Source organism: Flavitalea sp., assembly GCF_035489435.1.
GTDB lineage: Bacteria > Bacteroidota > Bacteroidia > Chitinophagales > Chitinophagaceae > DATHKG01.
Genome location: NZ_DATHKG010000090.1, coordinates 86,818 through 99,487 on the forward strand (window position 1 = coordinate 86,818; position 12,670 = coordinate 99,487).

Genomic DNA, 12,670 nt, shown 5'->3' on the forward strand with positions numbered 1-12,670 from the left:
ATTTTTTCATTGGCCTTCCAGCCGTGCACTCATTATAAAAATGTATATTTAAATTTCCTGTTGTGCCGTGTCTACATACCGGTATTGCAGTTGAACCAAATTCTAACGAGGTGAAAAAATTAATGCCTGTCCTGTTCTTTTTTTGCTATGGTAATTTATGTGCCCAGAGCAGCCTGGCTTTAAAAGATTCGCTGTCTGTGTCAGCGGACACCGCGGTTTCATTCTATTATAAGTTCACTGACCAAAGATCCCGGTTATATAACGGTAAAGAATACATTGGCTATCTTCCTATGGAAGGTCATGCCTTTTTTGCAGACCCTGATTTGCATCGGGGTTCCATTGAATATGACGGCTTGTTCTTCGATAGCGTTATCATGCAGTATGACCTTGTAAAAGACGAAGTGATCATTCAGCACTTCGATGTCTTCTTTAAAATCGTGCTTATTTCTTCTAAGGTTAAGGAGTTTACATTTTTAAACCATCATTACAGGAGAATGGTTAAAGACTCTATAAACCAGCTGCCGGTAGCAACCGGGTATTATGATTTTCTGCATGAAGGCAACATAACGCTGATCGCCAAACGAACAAAGCGCATTGACGAGATGGTTACAGACAAAATCATCAGGAAGATTGTAGAAAAGAACTTCTATTATGTGATCCGGGACAGTGTCTATTATCCAATCAGGACCTATAGATCGTTGTTGTCTGTCTTCAAGGACCGGTCAAAAGAAATAAGACAGGATCTGCGCAGAAATAAGCTGAAGTTCCGCAAGCACCGTGAGGAGGCCATTATCAGGGCAGTTAAATTTTACGATTCATCAAAAAAATAATATGACGAGGTTATTTATCCTGTTGGCATTATCCTTTTTATTCAGCCAACCTTCCTCTGCCCAGCCAAATGGCTTGCCAAGGGTTACCGTCACTATTCAGGATGCCACGATCTCTACATTTGTCCAGGAACTGGAAAAACAAACAAAGCTTTATTTCTATTATGATAAAGTTCAGTTCGACAGCTTAAGAATAAATATCTCAGCCAAAGATGCAACACTTGACAAGGTCCTGGACCAGGCATTTGCGAATACTGATTTTCGTTATACTATAGTTTCCGGCGAAGCCTATGTTCTGCTTACCAAAGGAGTGCGGATCACAGCCGAATTACCGGGCGATTTTTTTGCAAGAGGATCTAAAGATACCTCGAACCTGGCGCTCCCTGATTTCGGCGATAAAAAGATTATCAAGATTGATGCTTCAATCGAAAACAAAGTATTTGACATTGGAATAAAAACAAACAGTGGCGCAGGTGGCAAAACGATACTAGCCGGTTACGTGAGAGATGTAAAAACCGGTGAACCGATTCCAGGTGTATCAATTTTTACCAGTACAGGTTCTATTAGTGCGGTTACTGATCAATATGGTTATTACTCTCTTACCCTCCCCAAAGGTAGGAATATACTCAATATGCAGGCCCTGGGAATGAAAGATACCCGGAGGCAGTTGATCATGAATTCGGATGGAAAGTTTGATATCTTAATGGAGGAGCGTGTCGTATCGCTGAAGGAAGTAATTGTGTCGGCGCAAAAGCTGAACAATATCCGCAGCCCTCAAATGGGTATGGATCGATTAAACATTAAGACCATCAGGCAGGTGCCGGCATTGTTCGGCGAGTCGGATATTATGCGTGTAATGCTTACACTGCCGGGTGTAAAAACAGCCGGTGAAGCCAGCACAGGTTTTAATGTACGTGGTGGCTCAACTGACCAGAACCTGATCTTATTTAATGATGCCACGATCTATAACCCTTCGCATTTTTTCGGGTTCTTTTCTGCTTTCAATCCAGATGTTGTAAAAGATGTTGAACTCTATAAAAGCAGTATCCCGGCAAAATATGGCGGACGCCTTTCATCCGTGCTGGACATCAGCAGCAGGGAAGGGAACAAAAAGAAAATTACCGGGTCAGCAGGTCTTGGGATTGTAACCAGCAGGTTTAACATTGAAGGTCCGCTTATCAAGGATAAAACTTCATTTATACTTGGTGCAAGAGCAACTTATGCCGATTGGTTATTAAAGTTATTGCCGGCAGAATATGAAAACAGCAAGGCCGGATTCTATGATGTTAACCTGCAGATCAGTCACCAGTTCAATCCGAAAAACAATCTTTATATCAGCGGATATTACAGTCGTGATAAATTTAGTCTGAATAATGATACAACATTCAGCTATAGCAACAGGAACCTTTCCATAAAATACAAACATATATTTAATAATAAATGGAGCGCTACCGTTGTTGCAGGTTATGATGGATATGAATACCAGATCGCGAGTGAAAAAGACAAGATCAACGCGCATGAACTGAAATTTGATATTCAGCAATTAAACTTCAAAGCGGATTTTACGCATTATCTTTCTAACCATACTATCGAGTTTGGTGTAAGCACAATCAACTATAAACTCAATCCCGGTTCTTATCAACCAAAATCCCCTGAATCACTTATAGTGCCGGATGTTTTACAAACCGAGAATGCAGAAGAGTCTGCAGCATATCTGTCAGACAAATGGAGCATTACTCCGAACCTTACTTTACAGGCGGGAATCCGGTATTCACTATATAATTTTCTCGGGCCAAAAGATGTAAACTCATATGCGCCAGGGTTACCTAAAGAACCCGATAACCTGTTAGAAACAACAAGTTATGGTAGCGGTAAAGTAATAAAGACCTATCATGGACCGGAATACAGGCTCGGCCTGAGATACAGCCTTACCGAAAGTTTCTCTGTGAAGGCTGGTTACAATTCATTGCGGCAGTACATTCATATGTTATCAAACACCACCTCTATCTCACCTACTGATATCTGGAAACTTAGTGATCCCAATATCAGGCCCCAGTATGGAGATCAGTTTTCACTCGGGTTCTATAAGAACTATAAGAATAACACCATTGAAACCTCAGTAGAAGTATATTATAAAAGAATCAAAGATTACCTCGATTACAAAAGCGGCGCAGAGCTTATCATGAATCACACAATTGAAACTGATGTGATCAATACGAAAGGAAAGGCTTATGGGATTGAACTGATGGTGAAAAAGCCAACAGGCAAGCTGAATGGCTGGATAAGCTATACCTATTCAAGAATTTTGTTGAAAATGGATGATCCGAATGCGGGTGAGATCATTAATGGTGGCGATTATTATCCTGCCAATTATGACAAACCGCATGACCTTACTGTTGTGAGCAATTACCGTTTCACTCACCGTTTCAGCATTTCATTAACTTCAACTTATAGCACCGGCAGGCCCATCACTGTACCAATCGGAAGGTATTACTATGGCGGATCTCAACGTGCTTTGTTTGCTGACAGAAATCAATATCGAATTCCTGATTATTTCAGAATGGATCTGTCTATGAACCTTGACGGAAACCACAAGGTGAAACAAAAGACTCACAATTCCTGGACCTTTGGAATATATAATCTTACCGGCAGGAGAAATCCTTATTCGGTTTATTTCGTTTCAGAAAATGGATTTATCAATGGATATCGTTTATCAATTTTTGGCAGTTTAATTCCATTTGTAAATTATACGGTCAGGTTTTAATTATTTACGATGAAAAAACTATTTAATGTTTTTCTGGCCCTGCTGGCTTTGAGTTGCAAAGATTCATACGATCTACCTGTGAATATACCAGCTACGGGCTACCTGGTTGTTGATGGAACCATAAACAGCGGCCAGGGAGCGACCTATATCAATCTTTCAAAAACAGTTAGACTGGTTGATTCGTTTAACGTCAATTATGTAACCAATGCAATCGTAACTGTCGAAGGGGAAGACAACTCGAAATTTACGCTTGCGCACAAGAGCAACGGACAATATATCAATAACCAGTTGAATCTCAACAGGGCGATAAAATACCGGCTTCGCATCAGATCGGATAATAAAGAATATCTGTCATCTTATATCCCGGTAAAGCAATCTCCGGCAATTGACAGTGTTAACTGGGAAAAAACTGATAACGGAGTTGATATTTATGTGGATGCTAAAGGTAATTCGAATACCTCTGGTTACTATCGATGGGATTATGATGAAGATTGGGAATTTACATCGTCCTATGCTCCCACCCTCAGGTATAATACAACACCGCTTGCTGAATATATCTACCGGGACCAGTCAGCCGACCTCACCAAATACGTTTGCTACCAGGCTGCAAGATCAACTACGATAGAAATTCTTTCCACTGCCAGGTTAAGCCGGGATACAACACATTACAGGGTAACCACAGTACCCATGGCAAGCTGGAAATTAAGTGTGTTGTATAGCATCCTTGTCCGCCAGTATTCTATCAGTAAGGAAGGTTTCGAATATCTGTCCAGGATGAAGAAAAATACTGAGCAGACAGGATCCATATTTGACGCACAGCCATCAGAACTTAAAGGAAATATCACCTGTTCTACAAATCCTGCTGAGCCGGTAATTGGTTTTGTGGAAATTTCAGAAATGTATTCTAAAAGGATATTTATCAAAAATTCACAGGTTACTCCCTGGGGTTATACCCAGGGTTGTACACTAATGTCCCTGAGAAACAATCCAGACTCTATTAGAGGTGCCGGCTATCCGACACCGGTTATACCTGAAGAGACATCACCACTAACGGGAGTAATTACCCGGTTATATACCACCGATATCTCATGTATTGATTGTACTCTCCGTGGAACATTGACCAAGCCAAGTTTCTGGCCATGAGCAGTTATCATTAAATAATATGAAAAGAATCTTATCAATCTTATTGGTTTGCGGCAGCCTGTCAACCCAGGCACAGTCATCTGGCGACTTGCCCGTTGTTCAGCAGTTTGCATCTTTCAACAGAAATAATATCCAGGAAAAGATTTTTGTGCATACTGATAAAGACTTTTACCTGGCTGGTGAGATTGTCTGGTATAAGATCTATTACATGGATGGAACCTTTCATCGCCCGCTTGATCTGAGTAAACTTGCCTATGTAGAAATCATTGATCAAAATAACAAGCCTGTAATGCAGGCAAAAAATGCCATCAAAAACAGCACTGGGAAAGGATCCTTTTATCTTCCATCTTCAGTGAGCTCAGGAAACTTCAAGTTAAGAGCCTATACCAATTGGATGAAAAATTCCGATGCCGGTTATTTTTTCGAGAAAAATATCTGCATTGTCAATTCACTTAAACCATTGAACCTGCCATCAGCCGCGCCAGCCAAAAAATACGAAGTTCAGTTTTTTCCTGAAGGTGGTAATCTTGTAAATGATCTTGAGAACAGAATTGCATTCAAGGTTAACGACCAGTTTGGAAGCGGTGTCGAGTGCTCGGGTTTAATTGCAGATGAAAAAGGCGATACGTTGATCCGGTTCCCGACTTTTAAATTCGGCATGGGCAGCTTTCTTTTTAAGCCGGCAGCGGGGCATAACTATAAAGCAATATTAACTACTACCGCCGGCAATTTGATTTCAAAGGATCTTCCGCTTGCTACAACTAGTGGTTATATTATGCGTGCGAATGAAAATGCAGGCACGATAACCATTACCGTCTCAACAAACCTGGTTAATAAGATGAACGGTGGAGAAATTTTCCTGCTGGCTCATACAAGACAGACGATCCGACAGGCAGAGAAAAAAACAATTGAAAATGGTTCCGCGAATTTTATTATAAAAAAAGATGGACTGGGTGAGGGGATTTCGCATGTCACCATATTCAACAGTGAACAACAACCTGTATGTGAACGCTTGCTTTTTCAGGCACCAAAAAACGCTCTTAAACTTAAGGCATCAACCAGTAGTGTCCGTATTGCAAGAAGAAATAAAGTGGATGTTGATATTAGCACTGATTTTGATGGAAAGGCGGTGCCCACAAAGCTTTCCCTTTCAGTTTACCAGGTGGATTCACTCTCTGGGGCTTCGGTTCCTGATATGCAGACTTACCTCTTATTAACTTCGGATCTCAGGGGCAGTGTTGAATCTCCCTCTTATTATTTTTCCAACAATACAGAAGCAATAACTGCTGCAGACAACCTGATGATGACTCAGGGTTGGCGGAGGTTTAACTGGAACCAACCTTTTAGAAAAACTGCGACCACTCCTAAGTTTCCCCCTGAATTCGATGGGCATCTAGTTGGCGCCACTATTACTTATAACAAAGGACAGCAGCCTGTTGCCGGGGCCAAGGCTTATTTGTCTGTTCCTGGTACCAAAACCCAGTTCTATCCGTCGATGACAGACCAGGAAGGCAAAGCTTATTTTGACATTCGCGACTATTATGGAAAAAACGAATTAGTGGTTCAAACTGAGGTACTCAAAGACAGTAATTATCGCATCGATATATCAGATCCATTTTCAGACAGGTATTCAGATAAACCATTGTTACCCTTTAACATTGATCGGTCCCAGGCCAACACGATAATAAATCATAGTGTTGCCGTTCAAACTCTCAATGCCTACATGAATGATTCACTTACCCGTTTTGATTTACCGGTACTTGACTCAAGTCCATTTTACGGAAGGTATTCAAAACGGTATTTGCTGGATGATTATGTAAGATTTACAACTATGGAAGAGGTATTACGTGAATATGTTCCGGAAGTCGGTATCAGACGTACATCGGGACAATCCAGGCTTAGGATCTCTGACTGGGAGCAAACAAAATACCTGGATGGTGAACCTTTACTGCTCCTTGATGGTGTGCCTGTAACGCATAAGCAGATTCTCAGTTATGATCCCATGAAGGTTCGTACACTGGAAGTTGTGACCAATCGTTATATCAGCGGAAAATTTGTATTTGATGGGATAGCGAGTTTCACCAGCTACGCCGGCAATATGCCTGAATTTGTGTTTGATCCAAAAACGGTAATCCTGGATTATGAAGGACTGCAGCTAGAACGCGAATTTTATGCACCGGTTTACGAAACAGAAAGTCAGAAATCAAGCCGCCTTCCAGACTTCCGGGATCTGCTTACCTGGCAGCCGGATCTTCAAACAAACGCTGCGGGCAAAACAAAAGTGCAGTTTTATACTTCTGACAGAACTGGAAATTTTGTAGGTATCATTCATGGTATTGATGCACAAGGCAATGCCGCAACCCAGGTCTTCAATATCCAGGTTACAAAATAATTTATCGGCCTTTCGGGTAACCAAGCTGGTTGATCAGGTTGCCGAGTTCTTCAGGTGCAAGAATCAAATCAACAGCAACTTTGTTAATGGCATGCTGTGGCATATAGGCCACCGATGCTGTTTTGGGGTCCTGTACTATGGTAAGCCCACCGGATGATTTTACTTTTCTTAATCCTTCCACGCCGTCATCATTTGCGCCAGATAACAGGATTGCTGCAAGCGTTGAATGGTATACGTCAGCAGCTGATTCATAAGTAACATCGATACTTGGCCGGCTGTAATTTACTTTTTCGGAAACATCCAGTGAGATTGTATGATCCTTTTCAATCAGCAGGTGATAGTCTGCTGGTGCGAGGTAAATATGATCGTGTTTCAGTACCTGTTTTTCGTCGGCTTCCAACACATTCCATTTTGTTTTAGATGCAAGTAAATCTGATAAAGAAAAATCATAGGTGATTTTCCGGTGCATAACAATTATGATTGATGCGCTACTGCCGGGTTTCAGCTGTGGCAATATCTTAAGTACCACTTCCAGGCTACCCGCTGAACCCCCTATTACAACAAGATTATAAGTATTGTTCAGATAACTTTGCGCCATATCTTTTCCTTGTTTTCCAGTTGAAGATATTTTTTACCAATCACAGAAAACTTCAGGTTTTCTTTTGAACCAAGTGCGAGAAATCCCAGTTTTTCCAGGCTGTCATCAAATAAAGTCAGCGTTTTATCCTGTAGGTCCTTATCGAAATAGATCATTACATTCCGACACATGATTAGCTGAAATTCATTGAACGATCTGTCAGAAACAAGATTATGTGTTGATGAGATCATCTTCCGGCTCAGATTTTCATCAAATTTGGCATGGTCATATTTCGCGGTGTAGTAATCTGAGAAATCTTTTTTTCCTCCCGATGCCATGTAATTTTCAGAATACTGTTTCATTTGCCTTAATGGAAATATTCCTTTTCGTAGTTTTTCAACTACGCGTGGGTTGATGTCGGTTGCGTATAACAGTGACTTTTGGAGTAAATTCGCTTCCTGTAATAAAATAGCCATTGAAAAAACTTCCTCACCTGTTGAACATCCTGCATGCCAGATCCTGATAAAGGGATGTGTAGCAAGAACCGGTAACACCTGTTCGCGGATAGTGCGGTAGAATATGGGATCCCGGAACATCTCAGTTACATTAACGGTAATCTCTTCTACCATCCGTCGCAGATAATCCTGGTCGGAAATCAATCGGTATCTGAATTCGGCAATACTGGGAAAGCGGTCAAGTACAAAAAGCCTGTTGATCCTTCTTTTGAGCGAAGCACGGGAATATTCAGTAAAGTCATAACCATATAGATCCAGTAAATCGGCGAGCAAAACATCTATATCTTCATCTGTGACTATATGTCTTTCCACTTCACAAAATTTATAGCAGACCGTCCAAGTACAGGTCAGCGGAATCAATGAAGATTGTGTTATCCAATGTATTGCTTTAATAAGGTCATCAGCAAATCTACGTCCACGGGTTTGGCAATATAGCCATCCGCACCTGCTGCAAGGCATCTCTCTTTATCACCTACCATAGCCTGCGCTGTTACAGCAATGATGGGAATTTTTTGTCCTTCTTCGAGGTTTTTGATTCTTGGGATAGCTTCATATCCATCCATGTCCGGCATCATCATGTCCATTAATATAATTCCTATGCCAGTGCCGGACTTAATAATTTCTACAGCATCGGACACAGTTCCTGACGACACGCAATTATACCCTTTTGAACGTAATACGGCTGACAGGGCAAAAATATTCCGGGTATCGTCATCAACTATCAATATTTTTTTTTCTGAGGTTTGCATAATCTGGTCTTCCGCTTTAAAAAATTGATGGGTATAATTAATATAATCCCTGGATGGATAGTTATTCGCTCCTGTCATATAACCATACACGTAGCAGGGAAAGTAACTGATCTATATCCACCGGCTTTGTAATATAGTCAGATGCCCCTGCATTAATACATTTTTCACGGTCTCCGGTCATTGCCTTTGCCGTTACTGCAATAATTGACAGCGTTTTGAATTTGCGGTTTTCCCTGATGCGTCTGATCGTTTCATACCCATCCATTTCAGGCATCATCATATCCATCAACACTATGTCTAATCCGGGATTTTCATTGAGTTGCTTAACAGCTTCTTTGCCATCGATTGCTGTAAGCACGTTCATTCCATAGGCCTCGAGCGCCTTGGTAAGTGAAAAAATATTTCTTACATCATCATCCGCTATCAGCACTGTTTTTCCTTTCAACACTTCATTGAGCGCGCCTAGCTTTTTATATCTCCCGCCAGAACCTTCCGGCTTATTGTTTTCTTCCACGAGGTGCATAAACAATGAAACTTCATCTAGTATGCGTTGATAAGAATGTGCAGTCTTAATTACAATCGAATCTGCGTATTGCTTTATCTTAAACTCTTCTGTTTTGGAAAGACTCTTTCCGGTAAAAATGATAATAGGAATGTTTTCAAGACCCGGACTTTTTTTAACTTCCTCGAGTGTTTCATAAGACTTCTGATCTGGTATTCCCATGTCGAGAATTACGCAATCGACCACGTCTTTATTGAGCGATTTAATCCCATCCTGCACGTTGTTTTGAATCTCAGAATTAATATTGAAAGTTTCGAGATAAAAGGCCAGCGCTTTTGCGTGCATGAGATTTTCCTCAACGATCAATACTTTCTTTGATTCATTGTTCAGAACGTGCTCGATTCTTTTAAATATCTGCTGCATCTGGTCGAAAGCAACCGGCTTGTTTATAAAGTCCACTGCTCCTGATGAAATGCTTTTATTCTTAACCTCGTAACTCGACATAATATGTACCGGTATATGCCTGGTTGCCGGATTGGTTTTGAGCTCTTTCATAACATCCCAACCGCTTTTTACAGGCAGCTGAATGTCTAGCAGGATACCCAGCGGTCTATATTTCAGCGCCATTTGCAAACCGAGGTCCCCTCTTACCGTGACAATGCCCTTATAATTTTTTTTCCTGGTAAAATCCAGCAATGACCTGGCAAAACTGGTATCGTCCTCAATGATCAGGATGATCCGGTCACCCTCATTAATATTATCACGATCATCAGGCACATCCTGGGGAATGATTGAACTTATATAGATGTTTTCTTCCCGGGTTAGCCCGGGTTGAGATTTTTCTTCTTTGACCGGTTCCTCCATACCCGGCTTCTGAGCTAAAGGGATTTCATTTTTCGCGATTTGGGTTTCTACTTTAGTGAGCGGAACATATAGCGTGAATGCGCTGCCCTTGTCCATTTCACTTTCAAGTTTAATTTCACCGTTCAACAAACGTGAAAGCTCACGACTTATAGAAAGACCGAGGCCGGTTCCACCATATTTTCGCCTTGTGGACCCGTCTGCCTGTTGAAATGCTTCAAAGATAAGTTGTTGTTTGTTCAACGGAATTCCAATACCCGAGTCTTGGACGGAGAACTGCAGAAAACCCGGTTTCTCAACTGGCATTTTTATTATGAGTTTTACAAATCCTTTCGGAGTAAACTTAAGCGCATTGGAGATGAAGTTTTTGAGTATCTGTTCCAGTCTTAACTTATCGGTTTCAAATTTTTCCGGCACGGAAGCGTCCTTTTCGATCGCAAATTGAATACGCTTTTCTGCCGCCATCGGTATAAACATAGAGTTGAGGTCATGAACAATCTCCTGCACAGGTACCTCACGGTATTCCAGTTCCATTTTACCTGATTCGATTTTTGAAAGATCCAGTATCTCATCAATCAACGAAAGCAGTCCGTTGCCTGAACTTTGGATAACTTTTGCATATTCCACCTGGTCATTCGTAAGATTAGTTTCAGTGTTCTCCGATAATAATCTTGATAAGAGCAGTATCGAATTAAGTGGCGTACGGAGCTCATGTGACATATTAGCCAGGAACTCCGACTTGTACTTTGTACTTACAGCGAGTTCTTCTGCTTTTTGCTGGATCTCAAGATTGCGTTCAACAATAAGTTCATTTCTTTCTTCCAGCAATCTTGTTCTTTCTTCCAGTTCCTGGTTTGCTTGTAACAATTCCTCCTGCTGAACCCTGAGTTCTTCTTCGGAAGCCTGGAGCTTTTCGGATTGCATTTCCAGCTCTCCATTCATGTTCTCGAGCTCGCGGTGCTGAACCTGCAACTCTTCGGACTGCGACTGGGTTTCTTCCAGTAATGCCTGGAGTTTCGTACGGTTTTGGGCGGTATTAACTACAATACCCGCACTCTCGGAAACTGCCTGCAGGTATAACTTTTGTTTTTTAGTGTAGCCATTAACTGAAGCCAGCTCCAGCACTCCTTTTACCAAACCGTCAAAAAACAATGGTATTACTGCCACTGATTTAGGCTTCAACTCCCCCGCAGCAATACTTATCATCACATCTTCGTAAGCCAGATCAGACAAGGTTATCATCTTTCCATCCAGCGCGGCCTGACCAACTAATCCTTCCCCGAGATTTATTGTTGGCCTGATCTTATTTCCCGGCAACGTATAACCGCTTACCAGTTTTAAGTGTTTGTCGGATTGCAAAATGTATAATGCAGCAACCTGGCTTGATGAATAATCTGCGACATTTTCAACGATCGCCTTTCCGAGCTCATTGATGTCTTTTTCTCCGAGCATTTTATCGTTTAGGCCTGCAATGCCAGCCTGCAGCCACTCTTTCTCAGACAATTCGTTGAAAGCGGATTCAAGTGAAGCAGCCATTTTATTAAGAGCACCGGAAAGTTCACCGAGATCATCTCCTTCATTCTCGACTGCCCGGACGGAATAATCGCCAGCCGATATTTTACTGGCAACTTCCCTGGTAAGATTAATTCGCCTGCGCATGCTGGCATCCTTCGCCTCCAGCTCTTGCTGTAATATGGCCTTTTTTTTGAAGTCGTTGTTCACACGGGCGAAAGACACTATTGTAATAACAAGGGATAAGAGGGCGGCAATAACAATCAGGATAGGTGTGAAGGTCGAGTACTTATTGAGGCTAAAATTCCTTTCCTTTAGTAATTCCCTTTCCTGCAATTGCATGTTGGATACCTGCAATCTTATCTGATCCATAGACTGTTTACCTTTTTCAAGATCGAGTCCGGTGATGGTGTAGTTTTGTCGCTTCATATCAATCAGTTGCTGCAGCATATTCATACGGGAATTGACTAAGTTCCTGAGTGTATCAGCATCTGCCCGCTGTGAGCTCGTGGTTGCTGCATTCCTGACTTTTGCCTGAGCAGCCAAAGCTTTTTCATGAGATCCCTCATATGGCTCCAGGAACCTGGGGTCACCTGAAAGCAGGTACCCGCGCTGGCCTGTTTCCGCATCTTTTAAAGAAGAAATCACGTTTTCCAGGCTGATGATCGTTTCATTTGTCTTTTCCACTTCCTGCGAGCTCTTCAGCAGGTTTACAATACTGAGATAAGACGCTACTGAACTAATGATCAGCAATAGTAAAGACAAGCTAAAGCTGATGATCAGATTACCCTTGAAAGTGGATCTCATTCAAATAAATTTAACTATGAA

8 protein-coding genes are annotated in these 12,670 nt (G+C 41.6%); 4 read left to right on the forward strand and 4 right to left on the reverse strand.

Annotated elements, in window-relative coordinates; all coding sequences use genetic code 11:
- Positions 1 to 62 precede the first annotated feature (62 nt).
- Genes VK664_RS13900 through VK664_RS13915 form a run of 4 tightly spaced genes read left to right on the forward strand, consistent with a single transcriptional unit; the run spans position 63 to position 7,126 of the window.
- Positions 63 to 830, forward strand: a complete 768-nt coding sequence (locus VK664_RS13900) for a hypothetical protein (protein ID WP_461399279.1) — start codon at positions 63 to 65, stop codon at positions 828 to 830.
- 1 nt (position 831) lies between these two features.
- A complete protein-coding gene (locus VK664_RS13905) occupies positions 832 to 3,591 on the forward strand; it encodes a TonB-dependent receptor domain-containing protein (RefSeq protein WP_461399280.1) in 2,760 nt (919 codons plus the stop codon).
- A 9-nt stretch (positions 3,592 to 3,600) separates the two neighbouring features.
- Positions 3,601 to 4,734 (forward strand): DUF4249 domain-containing protein, encoded by a 1,134-nt coding sequence (locus VK664_RS13910; protein WP_461399281.1) that lies wholly within the window; start codon positions 3,601 to 3,603, stop codon positions 4,732 to 4,734.
- 19 nt (positions 4,735 to 4,753) lie between these two features.
- Positions 4,754 to 7,126, forward strand: a complete 2,373-nt coding sequence (locus VK664_RS13915) for a hypothetical protein (protein ID WP_461399282.1) — start codon at positions 4,754 to 4,756, stop codon at positions 7,124 to 7,126.
- A gap of 1 nt (position 7,127) precedes the next feature.
- Here the strand turns inward: VK664_RS13915 and VK664_RS13920 are convergent, their stop codons facing one another.
- From VK664_RS13920 to VK664_RS13935, 4 genes are all read right to left on the reverse strand, one after another.
- Positions 7,128 to 7,724 carry a chemotaxis protein CheB gene (locus tag VK664_RS13920; RefSeq protein WP_461399283.1) on the reverse strand — a complete coding sequence of 199 codons (597 nt, stop codon included), beginning with the start codon at positions 7,722 to 7,724 and terminating at the stop codon, positions 7,128 to 7,130.
- Positions 7,706 to 8,530, reverse strand: coding sequence for a CheR family methyltransferase (locus VK664_RS13925; RefSeq protein ID WP_461399284.1), 825 nt, complete (start codon positions 8,528 to 8,530; stop codon positions 7,706 to 7,708). The genes VK664_RS13920 and VK664_RS13925 overlap by 19 nt, the downstream gene beginning before the upstream one ends.
- A 59-nt stretch (positions 8,531 to 8,589) precedes the next feature.
- Positions 8,590 to 8,967 carry a response regulator gene (locus VK664_RS13930; protein ID WP_461399285.1) on the reverse strand — a complete coding sequence of 126 codons (378 nt, stop codon included), beginning with the start codon at positions 8,965 to 8,967 and terminating at the stop codon, positions 8,590 to 8,592.
- A gap of 61 nt (positions 8,968 to 9,028) precedes the next feature.
- On the reverse strand, positions 9,029 to 12,649 hold the full coding sequence (locus VK664_RS13935) for a response regulator (RefSeq protein WP_461399286.1): 3,621 nt from the start codon (positions 12,647 to 12,649) through the stop codon (positions 9,029 to 9,031).
- Positions 12,650 to 12,670 lie beyond the last annotated feature (21 nt).